This is a genomic window from Psychrobacter sp. CoH-33_TS_01 (assembly GCF_058189395.1).
Map to the genome: position 1 here is coordinate 615044 of NZ_JBVGQI010000001.1, position 19315 is coordinate 634358.

The following is a 19315-nucleotide window of genomic DNA, read 5'->3' on the forward strand; positions in this document are numbered from 1 at the left end:
GCTGGCTCTTTTGTTGGTTAGGCTAATCGCCCGTAAGTATTCTTTTCAATATAGTCATCCAGGTCTTTTTTGCGATAGACCACATGGCCGCCAATCTTGCTATAAACAATGCCATCGCTTGAGTGCGAGCGCATGTGCTGCAATGTGCTGGACGACTTGCCAAGGTATGCCGCGGCATACTCAGGCGGGAAGGGTGAGGTTGGCGGCGCGTGGACAACCGCAGTGCGCATCAATTCTTTCTCTTGAGCTGTGTACTTGGCCCATGGTTTTTTAGCTATCATGACGATCTCCTTTTGTTTCATTGTTTGGCAGCTCAGGCAGCGGCATCCAGTGGGTGACCGTGGTGTTTCTTTTCTGATAAAACAACTGGTCTTTAGGGTCAAAAGTTTCTCCGTCGAAAAAAGCGGCACAAACATCAAACTCGGTTATCGACTCATCATCGTAATGTGCGTGGTATCGCACCAGAACACTGGCATACTTGCCAGGCAGTCGCTCATCAACGCTAATCCATTGACTGCTTATTCCGTCACCTTTACGTCTTAACTGACGAACACAAACACGCCCACCACTGTATTGCCAATCAAAATCATAGGAATCACTTCTCTCTGTTAGTGCAACACATAAGGCGTTTGCCTGAATTTTAGGAATATCTAGAGCAACAACGAACTCGCCATTTTCGAAAATATCCGTACGACATTTATCGTAATCAAAAATAATATCGTTAGTCATTGCACTCTCCTAAAAACCTAGCCAAATCAGGCTCGCTATAATCCTTGCCTTTAGCTATCTTGCCATTGTCAAAAAATACAGCTTTTCCGTCCTCAAACTTTGACATATTAGAGCGACTAACTTCAGCTAGTGCGCCTTGCATATCAAAGCCCATCATATAGCCCACGCCCACAGCCGTCACAATCTGGTCGCATAGGCTGTCTAGTAGCTCTAACGGATTATTAGGCTGCAATACGTGAGCCGTACCGTAGATATCCTCTGCCTCTTTGTACGCCTCAGCACAGTTACTCATAACCTTAGAGTCCATGTGCTCATCGCCTTGACAAGCCACCATCATTTCGCTGACTTCCTCGTAATGACAGCCTATTTGTACGCATCTGTCTTTATCCGTAGGCTCAGGTTTTGCAATCTCAAACCATTGCACTATCTCTTTTAATGTATCGCTCATTGCGTCAACTCCCTTTTGATTTCTTCTAGTGTCAAAACATACGGCTGCATCTTCTCGTTGTAGTGGTTCCATGCCCATGCTTTAGCTTCATCGATTGTTGTAAAGCCTCTTGCGGGGTCATTTAAACTACGGTCTTTACCTGCAAACTTGACCATATATCTATCTCTTGACTCATGGTCTCTGAGGTATTGGTAGGTGTGCAGGGGTGTGTCTAGCATGTCCCCATCCCAAACCAAAGGCCTTAACGGTAACTTACTCATCGTTTTTGTCCTCAAAATTAGTTTCTATGCACTCAACTGCTGCACCATTACCAAGATAGGTGCTGTGGTTGGTGAGGATATCTTTCAGTGCTACTTTCAACACATCGAGCGCACTGCCTTTCAATTCAATCACGCCATCCTCTGTACCGCCCACAACGTTTTCATTAATCCATTCTTCAATGTAGTCGAACAAATAAGATGGTAGATTAGCTGTTTCGTTGATAGCGTTTTCAGTCGATGGGATGATTTTGCAAACGGTAAAGAACGATGGCATTTCATCATTGTCCTCAAAATATTGTTGACGTATTTCGGGTGCTTCTAATGCCGCATCTTCACGGCTTTTATATGGGCCTTCGCTTAAAACCTCGTTGTCTTCCATACTCATGTAGTAAGCTGGCAAATTTTTATTTAAATTACTCACGCCACATCCTCCCCAACCAAACTATCAATAGTCACCACCATAAAACTCTCCCCGTCTTTAGTAATCTTAGCCATATCACCTTCAATCTCTAGCAGCTCAAAACTCACTAATCTGTTTTGCTGTAGCTCTAAGTGATAGCGATTGCCTATTGTCAAGCTGTGCCCGTTTTTGTTTGTCATGCGATTGCTCCTTTTAAAAAACAAATCCAATGCGTGTTAGAACGCTTGCCACTGCGGTGACCCACAACTGGCTTATGTGGTGTTAGCTCCAAGATATCTTTGACCGGTATTTGGTCTTCATTCCATTTAAATATCAATGTACCGTTAGGCTTTAACACTCGAAAACACTCAGCAAAACCATCTCGAATCATACTTGGCCAAGTTTCATCGAGCTTACCGTACTTGAGAGCCATCCATGAATCCTCACCAGCTTTACGTAGATGAGGTGGGTCAAATACAACCATGTGAAATTGCTCGTCATCGAACTGCAGGTCAGTGAAATCCATCACCATATCTGGCTCGATAATAAGCTCACGGCCATCACACAACACATGCTGCTCACTGCGCTTGTCAGTAAACACAGCTCGGGCGTCTTGTTTGTCAAACCAAAACATACGACTGCCGCAGCAGGGGTCTAGTATGGGTTTCACGTTTCTCTCCTTATTAATAAAATCACTTTAGTTGAGCTAGCTGACACCCAAACACCAGCCAACTGACTCACCAAAGTAAGTGACTCGTATCGTGAGTCAATCGGCTTTGCCCCAAGTGCGTCTTTAAACGCTTTTTCCGTATTGGCGTACGGTAGGAGTCTCGATCTTGGCTGCAAAGGATTCTTTAAACTGCACCATCCTAAGCCTCGGCGCATCCGCGCATATTCCCCCGCGGCAGGGTCTTCAATTAAGTTTTAAAAAGGCGATTGCTTCCAGAAGACAAACTCAACATCTTCTAAAAAGCCAAAGTCATTGCCGTCATAGCTTTCCGTGTGCTTAAAGTGCTTATCCCCCATGTGCTCCCAAACAATAATCACGCATTCGCCTGGCAGGGGTTTTCGATAATGGAAATTTATCCAGCTATTGAAGACAGCCCTGAACATCAGGATTGCTCCAGCAGTCTTTTGCACGCATCAACCAGGTATGGATTGCCGGTGACGGTTTTAATCACCCAGTTCATGTAATTGCGGTCTGTGCGAGCAACATCAGCGATGGCTGAGCCCTTATGCTTACCAAAGTCAAAGTGCGTGGGGATCCGTGCAAACTCACTAAACTGGTAGAGCGATTCGATATCGACGATGCGCTCACCACTGTCATTGGCCACGCCGATTAAGTGGTGTAGCACCTTAGCTGTAAAGTCAACGTCATGCGCTGCAGCATGGGCGTTATGCGCGTGCTCCTTGGCGTACTTCAAGTCAAAGTAGTAGAGCAGGGCGACCAGCTTATGACTGTCCAAGTCAGGCAGTAGCTTTGACGATATTGCTTTAGTGCAAATCAGTCTTGGCTTGCGAGTCACACCGGCATTGACCAACACACTCATGTCATAGTCAACGTTATGCCCTATGAGGTATTTCACGCTGGCGGGTAGCTCAAACGTGGTGTGCAGCGGCTCATTTGCCACATCTTCATCAACGATGTGGCTAGTGGCCATACTGCCAAGCTCGATGGGCTTGCCAGGGTTATAGCGCTTAGAGCGGGTCTTTTGCACAAGCTTTACGCCGTTCTCATTGATATCAACGATGCAGTAAGCAATCTCTGTAGCGTGGGGTTCGGTAAGCCCCGTAGTTTCGGTGTCTAAAATATATGCTGTCATGCTTTATCCTTAAAAAGTGTTTGCGATAAACTCTCTGACGCCTTGCATTTCTTTATTTCGATTCAAAGAAAGCGGACCGACGAATGGCTGTTTTAGATTGTGTCGATTTGATTCCATGTAATTGATAGCAGCTTGGCGAGTAAGGCAAACGGTCACGATTTTAGGTATTCTTGATAAACATAACTTTTCGTATTCATTTCCGTTTACTGTAACTGTATCGTCGCCTTGGCTAACAAGCTCCAGAGCGTCATACATTTCATCGCCATCTTCATACAGGTCGGGGTCACTACTGTCATACCAAGCGTACTCATAGCCATAGTCGCCCGTACGGTCTGGGTCGCAGGGATGCAAGTCGATTCCGTAAACACACCAAAGGCAAGGTGTTCGGCCTGCGGCATCTTGCGCTTTGATGTCAGACGCTAGGTCCGCCAAATTAACCTTTATCATAAGAGCGTCCCTAAAATTTCTTACCGCCATCTTTAGCGCGGTTATCCAGTTTATGATCTGCTCGCTCAGCGTTATAAAACAGCTTGTCAGCGAACGCCTCAGCGACATTGATATTCAAGCCGCCTGCCATATCAGCGACACGAATCATGATGTCAGCTGACTCAACGGTTAGAGCTGAATACTGAGGTAGATGATCATCTTGCAAATTCTTACGATGACCCTCCATTGCTTCAGCTGCCTCACTGACAATCAGCATTAGCATCTCTGGCACGTTGCGCTTGGGCGCTTCGCCCGGGCCACTGGTCAAGTCTTCATTGGTGGCTAGGTCAGTCCACCAGCCAGAGACTCTAGCTTGACCATGCGTTGCTGTGATTAGCAGATTTACGGCATCAATGATTTGCTGGCGAGTAATGCCTTTTTGATTCATGTAATTCATAGTTTTCCTTATTTGCGTTCATTTGCGTTCATTTGCGATTATTGGGTGACGGGCGACCGGATAATTCCAATCCTGCGATGCCAGCGGAACCCCACTGGCTTAGCCGCTTAACCCGTCGTGGTTGGTGGCAGGCTGGTTGCTAGAAGTTAACATTGCTATCTATAGGTGCGTTGTTATACCAACCGTCTTGATTAACAGTGCTCTGCATTCCATTATTGTTAAAGCCACCATTGCTTTTGGGGGTTTGACGGCCTTGCGCTGGCTGACCGCCCTGCGACTGGCCACCACTGCCCAGCATTTGCATCTGATATGCTTTTATCTCAGTGCTATAGCGGTCTTGGCCGTTAGTATCTAGCCATTTTCGAGTTTGTAGACTGCCTTCAAGGTAGACCTGGCTGCCTTTACGCAAGTATTGAGCGGCAATCTTACCCAGCTTATTGAACAGTGCTACGCGATGCCATTCAGTAGCTTCACGCCGCTCACCGCTCTGCTTGTCGGTCCACTGCTCAGACGTTGCCACCGATATATTGGTAACACTGCCGCCGTTTGGAAATTGGCGCACCTCGGGATCACTCCCAAGGTGGCCGACGATAATTACTTTATTTACTCCACGCATATGCGCTCCTTTTGTTTAAGCTGGTTCTGGGTTTGAATGCGGGTACCATGCTTCCTGCTCGTTGGCTGGCTCGAAGATTGCCTCCTCGATACCTGACTCAACCACTGGCTCAAAGCCATCACTAATAGACTGCTCGCGGTTTACCTGCTCATCTTGAATGACTTGCTTATCTATCGTGGCTTTAAGTTTATTTTGATAACCATCAAAATGAGCCGCCGGTATCATTCTTACGTCCGGAATAGCTTTTTTGATATTGGCGATAGATTTTGGGTCCGTCACACATGAGATCATCTTAGTCAGGATGCTGACTTGCTCATCGCTGATGTACTCTATGACGGGTTCGCTGGCTTGCATCTGATTCACTTGCGATATCGCAGATGCTTGATTGTTTTGCGACGGTGCTGGCGGGGTTACGTCTCGCGCTTCGGTAAAGTCCTCGACTTCATCCTTGGTGTAGATACCCATCGTGACCTCTGGCGCATAAACCCGACCAAAGAAAGCAGCAGCTCGATACTGTGCCATTTGGCGCGGCATAGTAAGCCACTTACTGCCTTTCTTGAAATACCACCCTTCTTTGATAGCAAGCTCTAAAGTAATTGGCGTGGACCTAACTGTATTGCCAGTCGCCTTGTCAATCGCCCATGCCACGCAAGAAAACTCGTCAATATTGGCCGTTTTGTTGACGTACTGTTTGTTTCTGCCGTAACCAGTAGATTCTTGATACTGAATATCACGGTTGCCCAGCTCGGTAAATTCAAAGTTCAACGTACCAAAGCGGCCGCAAGAGTTGATGCCAGCGATGATAAATGTCGATGACCATGCTGGACGGCCTTCGATAAGATAAAGATTTTGCATAATCATTAACGGATCAGCGCCCATGCGATTGGCCATATTTAGGGCGATTAAGCAGTTTGCGATAGCATTAGGGTTTTCGATGCGATCTTCTTTGCAGTTATCGCCCCAGCCTGATTTTTTAACTACGACTGAGCGATAGGTCTCAGGCACGATATTAGAGTTAGCCAAAAGCTCGGCGCCTTTCACCACTTCGTCAAAGTTGTTGAATTTAAAAAGACCAGTGCCAGGCGCATTCATTTGCGCAGTTACTTGTACATCGCTATTCACGTCATTTCTCCTATCTGTTCGTTCTCCCACCAGTTGCCCGGTGGTAATTCGGGTTGCTCAAGATGCTCATCAAACCCAATCTCAAGCTCTAAGTTCTGCCAGTATTCTTGCTGTTGTCGGTCGTCTTGCTCCCACTGATTAGCCATGGACTTCCTCCTCCGCCTTAACAAAACAGGCTGTAGCGGCGTCATTAAGACCAAAAACATAAAGGTCTTTAGTCTTGCGCAGGAACGGCCACTTGTCGCCTTGCTTGTCCTTAACCCTTAAATCATCAGTGACAATGTAGCGAGCGCCTTCGTCAAAGTATTTGTGAGGGTCTTCGCGCAGCAGAACATCACCAGGCCTTAGGTCGGCATCGGGCAGCTGGGTGATCTTGCTCTCATTCAGCTGCTCGGTTAACTTACTGATAGCCTGCTGATTTTCTTTAATCAACTTGGCGTTGCCTTTAACACCTTCAGCCAGCGCCTTAATAGCTGACATAATTTTTTTCTTATCCATGATTTTCTCCTAACGTCTGCGCGTATATTGGCGATGGCTCTGAGCGTATTGCCCAGTGCTGTGCTTGTAGTTGGCCATATCAGCCTTGGACTTGAACCCGATTGGCTTCTCGTCCTCCCATTTTTGAAGTCTGGCATCTACATTTCTAGCCACCTTCATGACCTTTTGCTCTATTCGAGCCAACTGAGACTCGCTCGGCACAAACTCTTCATAGTCAGCGCTAAGGTCAGCAATCGACTTGCGCTGGTACTTATAAGAGCCATCGTCTTGCAGGGCTGCTACCACTAGGCTAAACCCTAGCTTAAACTTAACCGTTTCAAGACCGCCTGAGCAGGTGATATAAGCGTCAGGCCAGATTCTATAAAACTCACCCTTGGCGTCTTCGTCACGCTTGTTGCAGACACCTGATAGCTCATAACTCAAAGTCGCTAGGGCAGCGCTTAGAATCTCGGCAACATCAGGGTCAATGCTCTCGATTAACTGCCAGCCACCGGCCATATGCCGATAGATGAGCTTGGTATTGATAGACTTCTGATTAAGCATCTGACAAGCGTAGTAAGTAGCTACGCCGTCATGCGTGGTCAGTGTGAGCTGAGCAGCTACTTTGCCGTTACGCTTTATGATTGACATGGGATTGACTACGGCTTTCATAACATCTCTCCCTTCTCATTTAGCTCAACACCAAATAGGGCGGCGATATTAACCACGGCGGATTCAGCCAGGCCCACTAGATACTCGATAAACTTAGGATCAACAGACTGATAGCCACACTCAAGGCGGTTAAGCTTGTCATCCAAATGATCTATTTGCCAAAACATCATGCAGTTATCACAAGTGCAGTCCTGCTCACAAGGCAGGTTGTCTTCTAAGCGCTTAGCCAGCTCAGCAACAAACGGGTCGTCATTGCTGGCACTATTAACGATTAAATCTATCAACTCACGGTCTGATAGATTGACTGGATTCATCGGCAGCTTAATCACAGCGCACCTCCTACTGGACCACTGCGTCGAGCGCTGGCGAGCACCTTGTTAGCGTGCATCGTCTGGCGTCTAAACTCTTTTAAGCGCTCATCTTCTTGGCTTAAAAGCTCCTCATTGTTCATCCGTGGATAGACTGTGGAAGTCGCAATGTCTTTATCAAACTGCTTGCCGACTGCAGCTGTGCAGCCAGTCACGTTACCTGCAAAAATAAGAGCAGCGCCTAACACTGCAGTGAATGCAAAGCCGCCGATAGCTGTTCTGACCCTGTCCATCATGTCCCGCTTGGGCTCGGTTAGCGTATCTAACAGCTGGTTAACTCGCTCGCCGTTCATCAGCTTGGCAGGGGAGTAGCCCATATTCTTTACGCCGTCCCAACCCAGTGGACGGATAACAGCGTGAGTAGTGGCATCGCATATATCAGCGTTGCCGTCTGCGTGGACCATCAGCAACTCACTAGCGCCAAACTTAGCGATAGTTGGGTTTTCGCGATCACCGCGCTGGATTATTTGTAAAAGTTGTGGCATGATTAGCTCCTTGATAAGTTTTAAGTAAGACCCCTCATTGATTCCACTCGGCGAGGGGTCTTTTTTTGTCTAAAATTTACTGATTTGCTTTTTTGAGTATGCGGTCGAGGATCTCTAACATACTTGGACCACCTCGACCTTCGCGGCGAGCCTCACACACTGGGCAGTCGCAGTCATCTTCCTCTTCGAACTCTTGCGCTGTGTCAGACTCTTCTTCTTCAGCTTCTTCAGCTTCTTCTGCCGCTTCGGCGTCATCGTTAAGCTCAACGGCCAATAAATCGGCGTATTCGACAGCGACTTCTACCAGTATTTCCGGTGTAGCGCGGACAGTTGAATCAGATAGCAAGCCTTGTAGAGCTGCGATAGCAAACTGCTCGCGCTTGCTCATCGTCTTGCCTTCAATTTTCGCTAGTGCGATTGCCTGAAACATTTCTTCTTTCATGATTTCATTCCCTTCATTGATAAATTAATTAATCAGTCACTTCACCAAAGCCGTCGATTAAAACAGCTATGACTTACTAGCTATCTGTTAGTCGATAGGTTTTGCTCTAACAGCGTGACAATCTTCGCCGTATTGTTCGCGCAAATCCTCCATGCGCTCATCAACGTCATGAACCCATTCGGTAGTTGTGATTTCTTCGCCGTCATCAAGAAATACTGTAAATTCAAACTCCATGCTTCTATCCTCAGTTGTGGTCATAGACCGTTGGTTAATAAATTGATGGCGATTTTTATAGTCGTCATCAATTTATTAACTTCGATTCATTGCTTTAAGTAGTTGACGAGCTAGTCATCCGTCGCTCGTTGTTGCTATGTGTCCAATTATAGGTATGCCGATATTAGCTGTCAAGTTAAATAACGGTAAATAACGGCAATTCTATTGTAAATTATTTGTATGCCTTTATTTGAACGCAAAAAAAACCGCCCATTAGGGCGGCTTGGTGGTAAAGTATTGTGAAATTAATTGTTAAAGGTGAGATTTATGCTATCTGAAATCGAAATTAGACGTGAGATTGTCCACTTACTGCTATCCAATACGCAGTCAGACATTAAAACACCCAGCGACATTGCACACGCCGCTGAAGAGTTGACGGCTTTCATCATTGGTAAGAAGCGGTATCAAGATGAAAAAGAAGTGCTTATCCCCAAAGGCACCAGAGTAAAGATTCAAGGATGTCCTTTTTATCTAGCAGAAGATGCCAAGGTTCAAGATCCGGATGAAGAGTGTCAGCGAATCATGAATCATGTTCTTGCAGAAGAAAAGGCAGACATGGATGAACGCGCCGCACGAAAACAAGCAAGATTGGGTGGCTGTATTGGTAAGGGCAATAGCGGAGTACACACTTCTGGCGCTGGAGTCGACTCCTCTTTTGACGTTACAGTGCCTAAAGTCCAGCTTGAAATTATTAATGAAATCGCTAAAACGCTTGCTATGTTTGGAGCGCAGAGCGACTTAATGGCAACTGTGGGTTCTTGGGGTGATACCTTACCCCAAGAAGATATTTTGGAAATGTGGCGCGAGTGGAATCAGGCAGCTGAGAAAAACGGCTGGGTTGCTAAACCTGTTGTTTTTAATTACTAGTATTTTGCTTTTACGTCGACCGTATCTACACAATTCGGCGGATTAACATTGTTTTCCGCCGTCTGCCAAGCTTTATCCGTAACCTTTAAATTCGTTATTTCATCGACAATCATACAGCGCCAGTTTGATGTTGAGTTTGGGTAAATTACCTCAGAATTGCTCTCACCACCAAACTGATAAAACAAAGCTCGTTTTCCGCCTTTATTTGTACCAATGACGTGAGGGCTTACTTCGCGGTGGCAATCCTTGTATGTCAGCGACATTGACGATTTATTAATAATCGCCTGTTTAATTACTTCGTAATTATTACTCACTATTACTCTCCTTGTCAGCCAGTCTCAAGCGTGCTGGCGGGTACGCTAATCTTCATCTTTACTTCGTTTGTACTTATCTATCGGGAAATTATCCATCGTATAGACTGGAATCATCACTAAACCACCAAACTCCTTGGCGGCCAACTTAACTTCTTCTACAGAGAGCTCTAGCGGCTCGCCTTTCTCCGCAGCCGCATTAAGCTTAGCTATAAGCTGGTTAATTGGTAGTACGCTGTTGTCTATCATTGTTTTATCCCGCCCTGTAAACTTGTCTGCCTGCAATAATTAAGCTCTCACCATGCTCTGGAGTAACAACCTTGTCTGGGTATGCTTTGTTAAAGCTACTCAACCTGTAGGCGCCGCCAGCTTCGCGAAAAATCTGCTTAATCATGCGATCTCCGTCCAGCAAGATTGCATAATACTCGCCATCTTTAATCTCGCGATCAGTAACCACTATCCCCACTTCATCGCCATCCTTTATATAAGGGTGGTTGCTGTCATTAATGGCGCAGATAAGCTTAAAGTTTTCTGGCTGTATATTTCTATTCTTAAAGAAGGATGGCGGCAACTTCCTATAGCCTTTAATGTCTTCGAACTCACAAGAACCATTACCGTCACCGCAGCAAAAGTAAACATCGTATATAGGTATAGATATCATCTCTTCATCACCATCATCAACGGACACCGTCCCCGCCTCCAATATTTGCGCCAGCCTCTTCTGTGGCTCAGTCAGCATTTCACCATCGCCAGTAGCAAGCCAAATAGGGTTTACCTTAAAAAGCGTGGCCAGTTCTATTAATTTGGTCGAACTCTTGCTCTCACCTCTTTCTAGCTCACTGTAACTAGACTGCTTAAGGCCATCAATCTTACTTTCAATCTCTTTCTGGGTGAGTCCAGCATATTTACGAGCTTTTTTTAACCTATCTTTAAGTTCCATAACAAGCTCCATTTAACCTAATTGCAGACCTGTATTTTATAGGCGCACCTATAATTATTCAAACAGGTGTTCCGGTATAATCTATTGACTAAATAAAGGTAAACCTTTATTATTATTCAACCAATAGAGGTGAATAACTATGAACCTACAGACAAAGCAAACTTTCGAGCCTGTTGCTCGTTTAATTAAACACTTTGGCAGTCAGGTGGCGACCGCAAAAGCCCTGAATGTCAAACAAGGCACTGTCAGTGGCTGGTTGAACTGCGCCCACGGCGTAAGCGGCATAAAAGCCATAAGGGCAGAGGCTGTGACCAATGGTGCTATCAAAGCGGAAGAGTTATGTCCCGAGTTAGCACAAATCAACCAACAAGAAGAAGAGGAAGCATAACCATGGCCAATCATCACCAAGACCGCAAACTGGTCAAAGAGCCCAAGTCGATACGATTTGATTCGTATCAAGAGCAATTTATTGCAGCTGCTGCCAATTGGCAGGGCTCCAAATTTAGCGAGATGGTCCGAGAGCTCTGTGAAGAGGCTATCGATGCTCGCTTAAATGCGATGCGCAGCTCCAAGCAGCGTCATGAGTCTCATGATATCGATATGGACGTCATCTAAACAGATTACGTTTTAATTTTTTAAACGTAATAGGGATGGCGTTTATGTCTGAATTTACAGAAAACGACCTCGGTGACGATTACATAGAAAAGCTTGATCTGATTGTCGAAGAGTTTGGTTACGGCAGTCGAGAAGAAGCAATTAAGTATTTAATCACCGAGCAAATTAACAAGGGAATGGGGGCTATGACAGGCGGCGCAAAACTACGCCAGAGCCTTGGTCTTCAAAACGTAGTACGAAAAGATGGCAAGTAATCTTGCTGCAAAGAATGGAATCAAAACCATGAATCAAAAGTGTAACGACTGTCCGAACAGCATTGAGGGTATTTGCTGTCACGCAGCCATGAGAGATAGCGCCGAGCCCATGGGTAGCGCGGAGGCGGTAAGCGCTGGCATGAAGCATATTGAGTTGTTAAATCGCATCAATGAGCGCAAGGCACGTATTGCTGAGAATGAGCGCAAAGCACACAGCAAGTTAGCTCAAGAGCAAGCTTGGGCGGATGAGATTGAACGAATCACGAAGTTCAAAGCAAGCCTGTTATTCGCATCAATGATGTTTGTACCAATCCTGATCATCATCTTGACGCTTATTCAAATTGGCAGCCGAGGTTGATATGCAGAGAACGAGATCAATGGCACCTGAGCGCCACTTTGTATCAAGACCACCAGCTTACTCACGTAAGAGTGAGCAGACGCCGGAGGAAGCAATCGCAGAGTGGTACAAGAACAATCCTGACCGGTCAGAAGTTATGAATATGGGCGGCAGTTATTTTAACGGTAAGAGAGTAGGAGGGCGCAGTGCAGCCAATGTACGCAAAAAAGATTGAACATCCAATCGCTCTAAAGATGGATGCGGCGCTAGCAAAGGTTGGTGCAAGTAGAGATGACCTGGTGATTAGTCATAGTATTTTTAGAGGTATCAATAATCAGCAGGTGGTCAGAGACATTTTAGAAGGCCGTCACTATAAGCCTGACGATGTGATTAGAACCAAAGAGTGGCACAAGGTAGTTAGCAAGCCTGTCACCAGACAATTAACCAGACCTTACATTGCTCCGGCGCCAACTGAACCTAAGACGGTTAAGCCGAAAGAAATTGAGTCAAAGCCAACTGTTTTAGAGATTCGAGAAAAGGAAATTTTAGCACTGCTCAAATCAACTCCCATGCTCAGCTATTTAGAGACCGGCATGGCGAAGTACTACTTTTCAAACGTGATTGGGATGCTAAGAGCAAGGGGTTACAAGATTGAGACTCACCGCAAGAAAGGTGAACCAGCCTCTTATACGTTAATCGAAGAATCAACGGGCACAAAAAAACCGACTGCGTAAACAGTCGGTCAAGTGTCAACCCAACGAGAATCAACAAGCGAGATATTACTATGAACTTACCAATATTGCAAGACAACAATGTCAAGACTATGAGCAGCCGTGAAATGGCCGCGCTTTGCAAGAAGCGCCATGACAATACACTGCTAGTCATCAGAGATTTAGAAAAAAGGGGTCTCCTAGAAAATAGTAGACCCCAGAACTACGTCCACGCTCAAAACGGTCAGCAGTATGTTGAGTATCTATCAGACAAACGGGACAGCCTTGTGATTGTTGCCAGGCTGTCACCTGAATTTATGGCGGCTGTCATTGACCGCTGGCAGGAGCTAGAGCAGCAAGCAGCAGCCACTCTTCCCAACTTCTTCGACCCAGTTGCAGCAGCAAGGGCATTTGCAGACGAGTTTGAAGCCAAGCGCATAGCACAAGAGCAGCTAGCAATAGCCAAGCCAAAGATTGATCACTACGACAAAATAGTTAATCGCGGCACCTTGCTTACCGCAACGCAAGTTGGCCAAAAGATAGGATTGTCAGCAGTAAAGCTTAACCGAGTGCTAGGCGAACTGGATGTCTACAACAAGGCTCATAAGCGTGGCAGAGCATTCAAGCAGTGGTTTATCGACAAAGGGCTTGGAGAGATGAAACAGACAGATATGGGCCATTCACAAGCCTTATTTAGTCTCAAGGGTGAAGCCTGGGTGATTGAGATGCTGGCTAGCGAAGGAGTGGCGTAATGCAAACTAATAAGAGGCAGGCAATGAAAGAGACAGGCTATACGCAGGTTGATAACAAGATATTTGACGCTCAGCCGTTTTTATCTCCCGCTGCGTTTGGCGTGTTGATTCGTATGGTAAGAATGATAGAGGGTTATGGAAATGATGATAGCGGGCTATCAAACACTTTTCTTCAAGATAACTGCAATTTAAGCAAGAATACTGTTTCAAAAGCGGTTGCCGAACTGGTGAAATTTGGTTTTCTAAATCAGAAAAAACAGCAGAGAACGACGACTATTTACAGCTTAAATTATGAAAATATCGCTGCTTTCGATGCTAAAAAACATGGTCAAAATTTAGCATCCCAAAATTTAGCATCCCAAAATTTGACCATTCGATTCCCAAAATCTGACCTAGTTAGCTCCCAAAATTTGGGACGTAATAAAGAAAACAAAAGAAAACCTTTTAAAGAAAACTATAAAAAAGCAAATGAGAAAACCGACTCTCCTAAATCTTACCAACCGAAAAAACCTGAATCTGTCTCTGAGCAAATTTGGAGTGATTTACTCAGTCACAGGAAATCAAAAAAGACGTCGAACACTCAAACGGCATGGACAACAATTTTCAACGCGCTTGGCAAAGCTCAGTCAGCTACCGGGCACTCACTTGACTCGATCATCACCGAATGGATAGCAAGAGACTGGAAAGGGTTTAAGGCTGATTGGTATATCAACGCACAGCCAAGCCCACAGCAAACAACTTATCAGGGAACCCGTTATGAAAACAATCAGCAGTCTAGCAACAACGGTAAGCAATCAGTTAAGCAGTCAGGCGCAGATGCCTACGAAGAAAACCTCGCTAGAGAGCTGGCAGAGCGATTCCCAGACGAATTCCCAGCAGCAGACCATTGTTTCTAAGCGTGAGCTAGCAAGCCTGTTTGCAGGATGGAAGAGATTGTTTAGAGCAAAAATGAAGGATGAGGACTGGGGTACCGATACGGTGATTGTCTGGCACATAGCGCTCAATGATTTAGGCATGACCCCACAGGAGTTTTCAGCAGCCAAACGCAAGTCACTGAGCTTGTCATGGCCACCAACAGCCCCAGCCGACTTCCTTGCACTAGGCCGCATAGCCGGACAGTCAGAATACCCAGATAACCAAGAGGCTTTTGACATAGCCTGCAGAAATTGCGGAATGAAGGGGCAGGTAGAGCGGGACTGGGTACACGGGACAATCTACGAGACAGCAACAAGAATTGGATGGGGAAAACTGGCTAACGCTGACTACGGGTTCATGAAGTATTTCAGCAAAGTTTATCAGCAAGTGGTTAGTGAACATAAAAACGGCGCAACGTTTGTGGTACCAGAGTCGCATCAGATCGAGTATAGCCACAACCCAGTTAAGCCAGACAGCCCTAAGTCTGATGAGATTGATAACTTCCTCAGTCAGTTTGTGAAAAAAGGGAGCATGGCATGAGCCGTAAACCCAAAACCGCAGCCCAAAAGAAACGCGAGCAGCAAAGACGGGACCAGCTACAGCGAAAAATCTATTTAGGAGAAGCGGAGCCTGAAAAAGAGCCGCTAATACCAGTGTTTAAGGGCTACATGCTGATACCACTGCGCAGTAATGCTGAGTTTGATGAGTTGCTGGCAGGTACGAGATTTACAGAAGACTGGGCTATCGACAGTCATCAGATTTTGAAAGAAGAGCGCCGATACAAGATAACGCTGCATTTGCCGTTAATCGGCGAAGGCAACAACAGCCTAGTTTATACCGGTGATTACAATCTCAAGAACGGCTTGGAGTCAATCGTAGAGACCATTGGCATTATCTACGACAGCATGATTAAGGATTTGGAGCCGGAACAATTGGCTTTGATTCATCCAAGCAAAGGGCAGACGGTGGTGAGAGCATGAATAAATTAGATCGTTTAGGCCAGGCGGTATTTAGTTTTATTGACTGCCCGCCATGGGCGGTAAGCGCAGCAGTAGATAAAGATGGCAAAGGGTTTTGGTTCGCAGTTAAGGCTGAGTTGCTAAGCATTGAGGATGAAGAGTGGATGGCCCCAATGGATGGTGATTTTTTCGGCAAGTGCCAGAGGATTGGTTTTAGCTGGACTCGGTTTGATGCTAGCGACTGGCAGAACAGCGCAATTGATAGGGTGAGGGCGTGATGAACGAAATAATGGCGGGTTATAGACCGAGGCTTGAGTGCCCGAGATGCAAGAAGACCTATGAGTTATACGTACATAGGGTCAGCATGCAGCAAGTAGGCTGCTGTGCGTTTTGCGCGGGCAGGTTTAACTGTCCCTCCATGGCCAGCCAATGGCAGCCGGTGGTGAGAGCATGAGCTTAACTCAAAAGGTATTTAAAGACGCGCATCCTGATGTCAAAAGCGCGGTGATGGATGCAAAGGGCAGGGTTTGGCTATTTGAGTGCGAAAAAAAGCATTTGAGTCCGAACCACAGGTCATGGGTTTCTGATATCGAAACGGCATTTTATTACGCTGACGCAGCACCCGAATGGCTTGATATTAGCGACTGGATAAATAGCGCAATCGACAGGGATGGGTCAGCATGACCCGCTTTACCAAAAACATCGCCTACACGACTGACGGCACCCGCTGCATCAGCATGACGAAAAACAAGACGTGGGGTTACTACTCGTGTCTCTATGTCGAGGTTGATGGTTAGCGGTATGTGTCGAGTCGCAAGTGGGATATGCAAGGCAATAGCCTAGATGGCCGCAGTAATTTGAATTTAGCAACAGTGCAGAGTGGGGTTTATACGATATGAAGAAAAAACCTAAGTACAAAATCGGTATCGATACTGGCACGAACACAGGCTTTGCGGTCTGGTCAGATGGTGCATTGCAGCGCGTAGAGTGTATGACAATCACTCAGGCAATGGAGGCGGTCAAAGCTTACCCTGCTGGCGAGACAAGATTGTTTATTGAGGATGCCAGGCTGTGGGTTGGATTCAAGGGCAAAGCCACTAAGCAGAGCGAAGCAAGACGCCAAGGCGCTGGTAGTGTCAAGCGTGATGCCGCTATCTGGCAGGACTGGTGTAAAGAAAATGGCTATGAAGATGTTTTGTTTATAAAGCCTATGGGTAATGGGGCCAAAAAGAATGCGGTTGATTTTAAGCGCATTACTGGCTGGCAGGGACGGACTAACGAGCACAGCCGTGATGCGGCTACTATCGTGTATGGAAGGGGTTAGGGGATGGATTGTACAAAGTGTGGCCACAAATTATTTGGGCAAGAAGCGTTAACAGCGGCAGTGGTAGGCAATCGAATCTGCTTTAGCTGTAATCGTATGAAGCAGTTGATGCAGGTTGATACTGAGTCGCTGGTGGTTGGTTTTGACTACGGGCATGCAGACAATGAGAGTAAATCTATTGCCGTGCTAGGTGATGGCACCTCGTTGCAAGAGAGATTGCGAGCCAGTGTGTTCAAGGTGTTTAATCCTTACGCCGAGCGTTTAAAAAAACAACCAGCTGAGTTTATATCTGAGCCAATGCACCTAATCGGCATTGCAGGCCCCGCTCGTGTTGGCAAGGACACGCTTGCTGATTATCTGCTGAATAATCTAGGTGATAACTGGGGTCGGTCGTCATTCGCCGATCCGATGAAAGCGATGCTCAGAGTGATTGGCGTGGATTGTAGCGACGATGCCAAAGACAAGATGGATGATTATTTTGGCGTTACACCGCGCCGTATGATGCAGACACTGGGGACTGAGTGGGGCCGTGACTTAATTGATAAAGATTTTTGGGTAAAGGTGTTCGCTCGCGTGAATGCTGGCAAGTCGCTAATCGTGCCTGATGTGCGATTTGAGAACGAGGCGGAGCTTGTGCGCAGTAATGGCATATTAATCCATCTAACGGGGCGTGGCGGTATCAATTCGGGGCATAAATCGGAGAATCCGGTGGGGTTTGAGGCCGGAGATATCGTTATTGATAATTCTAGGGGTTTAGAGTGGCTGTATGCGCAAGTGGACGGCAATGAGCTGCTGTCCAAGATTGCTGGCGAGGGGTGGGTTTGATGGATGCTGTTATCACTTATCTCTGTGCAGTATCTATGACTTATGTAGGGTTCAGCTTTGCGGCAAATCAGGTGCAAATATGGACAGAAGGCAGTATTGAGTCGAAAAAAATACTCCTACTGACCTTAATGGGACTTGTTACATCAACTGTCGGCGTAATTGTTCTGCTGCTCACCCTGTCCAAACACACTGTTCTGGCTGAGCCAATAGCGTGGCTGACGGGTATTGAGTATCACGAGCCTTCTAACAATAAATGCAATTAATGGGAGTAAGGTTTATGAGTCCAAGCGAGATTGAGCTAGTCAAGTATGTTTCTTTTTTAGTTTTTATGGCCTTTGTGTTTTGGTGTTTTTGGAGATGATTATGAAAAAACTTAGTTTTGATTTTGATAGATTTTCGAGTGGGCTGCTTGCAGGGTTTATGATGTTTATGCTGCTAGCAGTGGCTTTTTCAATCATTAGTATTGGGCAAATCATTATTCTGCTAGCGCCAGAGAGCGTAAAGACTGGATTCCTTCCTCCTATGCTTTTGGTGGTGTTGTTAGTCTCCTTGTTCTTTGGGGTTGTCTCTGGGTTTGATGGCTCGGGTAAGAAGCTGCCACTAGATACCAGGCGCAACTTTGTGCGCATGTACACGATTGATGGTGCATGCGGTGTGCTGAATGTCCGTAATGTGAGCTCTGTTAGCAGACTGCATAACGGGCAGGCACTGCCATATGGCATGTACTCGGTCGAGATAAATGGTGCTGGCGGGGCGATGGTGTTTGCCAAGTGCAAGTCAGACAAGAATCCATGGCTTAAAGAATTGATTGATGCAGCGGGGATGAAGGAATGGGATTAGGCGTGCGCCGCTAAGCGAAATCTATAGACGTAAAAAAGCACCCATGCTGGCAGGCGAGAGGTGCTGGGCGAATGACACGGCAATGTAATACGCATACTGATTATAACATTTGAGGGTGGGTAGTGTATGCGTATGACGAATAAAGAAATTATTTTAGATGCGATTATTGATCTACATAATCAGGAGCAGGTCGTTACGCGTGAGACGCTATCTGACGTGCTTGATTTAAAGCAGACTATCATTGATGACAATCTGTCGTCACTGGTCAATGACGGTGTGATTCACCGTGTTCAGCGTGGGGTTTATGTGCCGACTGCTAAGCATCCACCGGCACGAGTTATCAGTAAGATAGTTTTGCCGTGTGGCACGGTCAAGTTGGACGTTGGTGATGATGTGCTGACGCTAACTCCCAAGGAGAGTCGCATACTCGGCAGTCTAATGATGGCTGATGCGATGCAGTATTCAAGCATTGAGATTGGGCACCATGCTGCTGTGACTGCGGCTAAGATGGACTTGGAGCTTAAGGATATGCGGCGTGAGATGCGAGAGACGCGGAGTATGATTGCTGAGCAGTAAAATAAACGCACCAATCCAACACTAAGACGCAAATATGCGTCTTTTTTATTGTCAAAAATGCGTAAATGCTGCGATTGATTGCGAATAAAGCT

40 protein-coding genes and 1 pseudogene are annotated in these 19315 nt (G+C 46.2%); 17 read left to right on the plus strand and 24 right to left on the minus strand.

Annotated features, from left to right (window positions below):
* Positions 1-17: 17 nt before the first annotated feature.
* From ACZ2XM_RS02530 to ACZ2XM_RS02625, 20 genes and pseudogenes are all read right to left on the minus strand, one after another.
* The gene (locus ACZ2XM_RS02530; protein ID WP_490588401.1) at positions 18-281 is read right to left on the minus strand and encodes a helix-turn-helix domain-containing protein; all 264 of its coding nucleotides are present in this window, start codon (positions 279-281) and stop codon (positions 18-20) included.
* Positions 271-729: a DUF551 domain-containing protein gene (locus ACZ2XM_RS02535; RefSeq protein WP_490588400.1), complete on the minus strand. Its 459-nt coding sequence runs from the start codon at positions 727-729 to the stop codon at positions 271-273. The genes ACZ2XM_RS02530 and ACZ2XM_RS02535 overlap by 11 nt, the downstream gene beginning before the upstream one ends.
* A complete protein-coding gene (locus ACZ2XM_RS02540; RefSeq protein ID WP_490588399.1) occupies positions 722-1177 on the minus strand; it encodes a nucleoside triphosphate pyrophosphohydrolase family protein in 456 nt (151 codons plus the stop codon). Before ACZ2XM_RS02540 ends, ACZ2XM_RS02535 begins: the two co-directional genes overlap by 8 nt.
* Positions 1174-1437 (minus strand): hypothetical protein, encoded by a 264-nt coding sequence (locus ACZ2XM_RS02545; protein WP_490588398.1) that lies wholly within the window; start codon positions 1435-1437, stop codon positions 1174-1176. Before ACZ2XM_RS02545 ends, ACZ2XM_RS02540 begins: the two co-directional genes overlap by 4 nt.
* Positions 1430-1858 (minus strand): hypothetical protein, encoded by a 429-nt coding sequence (locus tag ACZ2XM_RS02550; protein WP_490588397.1) that lies wholly within the window; start codon positions 1856-1858, stop codon positions 1430-1432. Before ACZ2XM_RS02550 ends, ACZ2XM_RS02545 begins: the two co-directional genes overlap by 8 nt.
* Complete coding sequence (locus tag ACZ2XM_RS02555) at positions 1855-2037, minus strand: hypothetical protein (protein ID WP_490588396.1); 183 nt, start codon at positions 2035-2037, stop codon at positions 1855-1857. Before ACZ2XM_RS02555 ends, ACZ2XM_RS02550 begins: the two co-directional genes overlap by 4 nt.
* Complete coding sequence (locus ACZ2XM_RS02560; RefSeq protein WP_490588543.1) at positions 2034-2471, minus strand: SAM-dependent methyltransferase; 438 nt, start codon at positions 2469-2471, stop codon at positions 2034-2036. Before ACZ2XM_RS02560 ends, ACZ2XM_RS02555 begins: the two co-directional genes overlap by 4 nt.
* Before the next feature lie 290 nt (positions 2472-2761).
* The gene (locus ACZ2XM_RS02565) at positions 2762-2884 is read right to left on the minus strand and encodes a hypothetical protein (RefSeq protein WP_490588395.1); all 123 of its coding nucleotides are present in this window, start codon (positions 2882-2884) and stop codon (positions 2762-2764) included.
* A gap of 65 nt (positions 2885-2949) precedes the next feature.
* The gene (locus tag ACZ2XM_RS02570) at positions 2950-3660 is read right to left on the minus strand and encodes an exonuclease domain-containing protein (RefSeq protein ID WP_490588394.1); all 711 of its coding nucleotides are present in this window, start codon (positions 3658-3660) and stop codon (positions 2950-2952) included.
* A gap of 9 nt (positions 3661-3669) precedes the next feature.
* Entirely contained in the window at positions 3670-4092 is a 423-nt protein-coding gene (locus ACZ2XM_RS02575; RefSeq protein ID WP_490588393.1) for a hypothetical protein, read from the minus strand.
* Between the two features lie 25 nt (positions 4093-4117).
* Positions 4118-4543, minus strand: coding sequence for a hypothetical protein (locus ACZ2XM_RS02580; protein WP_490588392.1), 426 nt, complete (start codon positions 4541-4543; stop codon positions 4118-4120).
* Positions 4544-4706: 163 nt separating this feature from the next.
* Positions 4707-5159: pseudogene (gene ssb, locus ACZ2XM_RS02585) on the minus strand (single-stranded DNA-binding protein); the annotation flags it as partial.
* A 15-nt stretch (positions 5160-5174) separates the two neighbouring features.
* Entirely contained in the window at positions 5175-6281 is a 1107-nt protein-coding gene (locus ACZ2XM_RS02590; protein WP_490588391.1) for a recombinase RecT, read from the minus strand.
* The gene (locus tag ACZ2XM_RS02595) at positions 6278-6427 is read right to left on the minus strand and encodes a hypothetical protein (protein ID WP_490588390.1); all 150 of its coding nucleotides are present in this window, start codon (positions 6425-6427) and stop codon (positions 6278-6280) included. The genes ACZ2XM_RS02590 and ACZ2XM_RS02595 overlap by 4 nt, the downstream gene beginning before the upstream one ends.
* On the minus strand, positions 6420-6779 hold the full coding sequence (locus ACZ2XM_RS02600; protein WP_490588389.1) for a hypothetical protein: 360 nt from the start codon (positions 6777-6779) through the stop codon (positions 6420-6422). Before ACZ2XM_RS02600 ends, ACZ2XM_RS02595 begins: the two co-directional genes overlap by 8 nt.
* Positions 6780-6788: 9 nt before the next feature.
* Positions 6789-7430: a hypothetical protein gene (locus tag ACZ2XM_RS02605; protein WP_490588388.1), complete on the minus strand. Its 642-nt coding sequence runs from the start codon at positions 7428-7430 to the stop codon at positions 6789-6791.
* Positions 7427-7759 (minus strand): hypothetical protein, encoded by a 333-nt coding sequence (locus ACZ2XM_RS02610; protein WP_490588387.1) that lies wholly within the window; start codon positions 7757-7759, stop codon positions 7427-7429. The genes ACZ2XM_RS02605 and ACZ2XM_RS02610 overlap by 4 nt, the downstream gene beginning before the upstream one ends.
* Entirely contained in the window at positions 7756-8283 is a 528-nt protein-coding gene (locus ACZ2XM_RS02615) for a hypothetical protein (protein ID WP_490588386.1), read from the minus strand. The genes ACZ2XM_RS02610 and ACZ2XM_RS02615 overlap by 4 nt, the downstream gene beginning before the upstream one ends.
* 76 nt (positions 8284-8359) lie before the next feature.
* Positions 8360-8725 (minus strand): hypothetical protein, encoded by a 366-nt coding sequence (locus ACZ2XM_RS02620; protein ID WP_490588385.1) that lies wholly within the window; start codon positions 8723-8725, stop codon positions 8360-8362.
* A gap of 87 nt (positions 8726-8812) precedes the next feature.
* Positions 8813-8959: a hypothetical protein gene (locus ACZ2XM_RS02625; RefSeq protein WP_490588384.1), complete on the minus strand. Its 147-nt coding sequence runs from the start codon at positions 8957-8959 to the stop codon at positions 8813-8815.
* 306 nt (positions 8960-9265) lie between these two features.
* Between ACZ2XM_RS02625 and ACZ2XM_RS02630 the strand changes: the two genes are divergently transcribed.
* A complete protein-coding gene (locus ACZ2XM_RS02630) occupies positions 9266-9865 on the plus strand; it encodes a hypothetical protein (protein WP_490588383.1) in 600 nt (199 codons plus the stop codon).
* Here ACZ2XM_RS02630 and ACZ2XM_RS02635 read toward each other — a convergent pair.
* The 3 genes from ACZ2XM_RS02635 to ACZ2XM_RS02645 are packed head-to-tail and all read right to left on the minus strand — an operon-like array spanning position 9862 to position 11116.
* On the minus strand, positions 9862-10179 hold the full coding sequence (locus ACZ2XM_RS02635; protein WP_490588382.1) for a hypothetical protein: 318 nt from the start codon (positions 10177-10179) through the stop codon (positions 9862-9864). The genes ACZ2XM_RS02630 and ACZ2XM_RS02635 overlap by 4 nt on opposite strands.
* Before the next feature lie 45 nt (positions 10180-10224).
* The gene (locus tag ACZ2XM_RS02640) at positions 10225-10425 is read right to left on the minus strand and encodes a hypothetical protein (protein ID WP_490588381.1); all 201 of its coding nucleotides are present in this window, start codon (positions 10423-10425) and stop codon (positions 10225-10227) included.
* Positions 10426-10429: 4 nt separating this feature from the next.
* Positions 10430-11116, minus strand: coding sequence for an XRE family transcriptional regulator (locus ACZ2XM_RS02645; protein WP_490588380.1), 687 nt, complete (start codon positions 11114-11116; stop codon positions 10430-10432).
* Positions 11117-11255: 139 nt separating this feature from the next.
* Between ACZ2XM_RS02645 and ACZ2XM_RS02650 the strand changes: the two genes are divergently transcribed.
* The 11 genes from ACZ2XM_RS02650 to ACZ2XM_RS02700 are packed head-to-tail and all read left to right on the plus strand — an operon-like array spanning position 11256 to position 15936.
* A complete protein-coding gene (locus ACZ2XM_RS02650) occupies positions 11256-11504 on the plus strand; it encodes a transcriptional regulator (RefSeq protein ID WP_490588379.1) in 249 nt (82 codons plus the stop codon).
* Positions 11505-11506: 2 nt separating this feature from the next.
* On the plus strand, positions 11507-11731 hold the full coding sequence (locus tag ACZ2XM_RS02655) for a hypothetical protein (protein WP_490588378.1): 225 nt from the start codon (positions 11507-11509) through the stop codon (positions 11729-11731).
* Between the two features lie 44 nt (positions 11732-11775).
* Entirely contained in the window at positions 11776-11985 is a 210-nt protein-coding gene (locus ACZ2XM_RS02660) for a ribbon-helix-helix domain-containing protein (protein ID WP_490588377.1), read from the plus strand.
* 28 nt (positions 11986-12013) lie between these two features.
* The gene (locus ACZ2XM_RS02665) at positions 12014-12343 is read left to right on the plus strand and encodes a hypothetical protein (protein WP_490588376.1); all 330 of its coding nucleotides are present in this window, start codon (positions 12014-12016) and stop codon (positions 12341-12343) included.
* A gap of 1 nt (position 12344) precedes the next feature.
* Positions 12345-12557: a hypothetical protein gene (locus tag ACZ2XM_RS02670; RefSeq protein WP_490588375.1), complete on the plus strand. Its 213-nt coding sequence runs from the start codon at positions 12345-12347 to the stop codon at positions 12555-12557.
* The gene (locus ACZ2XM_RS02675; RefSeq protein WP_490588374.1) at positions 12529-13056 is read left to right on the plus strand and encodes a hypothetical protein; all 528 of its coding nucleotides are present in this window, start codon (positions 12529-12531) and stop codon (positions 13054-13056) included. Before ACZ2XM_RS02670 ends, ACZ2XM_RS02675 begins: the two co-directional genes overlap by 29 nt.
* 50 nt (positions 13057-13106) lie before the next feature.
* Positions 13107-13784 (plus strand): Rha family transcriptional regulator, encoded by a 678-nt coding sequence (locus ACZ2XM_RS02680; RefSeq protein ID WP_490588373.1) that lies wholly within the window; start codon positions 13107-13109, stop codon positions 13782-13784.
* Positions 13784-14680 (plus strand): phage replication initiator YdaU family protein, encoded by an 897-nt coding sequence (locus ACZ2XM_RS02685; protein ID WP_490588372.1) that lies wholly within the window; start codon positions 13784-13786, stop codon positions 14678-14680. Before ACZ2XM_RS02680 ends, ACZ2XM_RS02685 begins: the two co-directional genes overlap by 1 nt.
* A 37-nt stretch (positions 14681-14717) precedes the next feature.
* Positions 14718-15239: a hypothetical protein gene (locus ACZ2XM_RS02690; RefSeq protein WP_490588371.1), complete on the plus strand. Its 522-nt coding sequence runs from the start codon at positions 14718-14720 to the stop codon at positions 15237-15239.
* The gene (locus ACZ2XM_RS02695; RefSeq protein ID WP_490588370.1) at positions 15236-15679 is read left to right on the plus strand and encodes a hypothetical protein; all 444 of its coding nucleotides are present in this window, start codon (positions 15236-15238) and stop codon (positions 15677-15679) included. Before ACZ2XM_RS02690 ends, ACZ2XM_RS02695 begins: the two co-directional genes overlap by 4 nt.
* Positions 15676-15936 (plus strand): hypothetical protein, encoded by a 261-nt coding sequence (locus tag ACZ2XM_RS02700; RefSeq protein ID WP_490588369.1) that lies wholly within the window; start codon positions 15676-15678, stop codon positions 15934-15936. Before ACZ2XM_RS02695 ends, ACZ2XM_RS02700 begins: the two co-directional genes overlap by 4 nt.
* A gap of 327 nt (positions 15937-16263) precedes the next feature.
* Here ACZ2XM_RS02700 and ACZ2XM_RS02705 read toward each other — a convergent pair whose 3' ends face one another.
* Entirely contained in the window at positions 16264-16488 is a 225-nt protein-coding gene (locus tag ACZ2XM_RS02705; RefSeq protein ID WP_490588368.1) for a hypothetical protein, read from the minus strand.
* Positions 16489-16553: 65 nt separating this feature from the next.
* On the opposite strand from ACZ2XM_RS02705, the gene ACZ2XM_RS02710 reads away from it, so the two are divergent.
* The 5 genes from ACZ2XM_RS02710 to ACZ2XM_RS02730 all read left to right on the plus strand — a co-directional run bounded on the left by ACZ2XM_RS02710 (position 16554) and on the right by ACZ2XM_RS02730 (position 19223).
* Entirely contained in the window at positions 16554-16982 is a 429-nt protein-coding gene (locus tag ACZ2XM_RS02710) for a hypothetical protein (RefSeq protein ID WP_490588367.1), read from the plus strand.
* Between the two features lie 3 nt (positions 16983-16985).
* Positions 16986-17807, plus strand: a complete 822-nt coding sequence (locus tag ACZ2XM_RS02715; RefSeq protein WP_490588366.1) for a deoxynucleotide monophosphate kinase family protein — start codon at positions 16986-16988, stop codon at positions 17805-17807.
* Positions 17807-18070, plus strand: a complete 264-nt coding sequence (locus ACZ2XM_RS02720; RefSeq protein ID WP_490588365.1) for a hypothetical protein — start codon at positions 17807-17809, stop codon at positions 18068-18070. The genes ACZ2XM_RS02715 and ACZ2XM_RS02720 overlap by 1 nt, the downstream gene beginning before the upstream one ends.
* A gap of 100 nt (positions 18071-18170) precedes the next feature.
* Positions 18171-18647, plus strand: coding sequence for a hypothetical protein (locus ACZ2XM_RS02725; protein ID WP_490588364.1), 477 nt, complete (start codon positions 18171-18173; stop codon positions 18645-18647).
* Positions 18648-18773: 126 nt separating this feature from the next.
* Positions 18774-19223 (plus strand): hypothetical protein, encoded by a 450-nt coding sequence (locus ACZ2XM_RS02730; RefSeq protein ID WP_490588363.1) that lies wholly within the window; start codon positions 18774-18776, stop codon positions 19221-19223.
* The last annotated feature ends 92 nt before the right edge of the window (positions 19224-19315 follow it).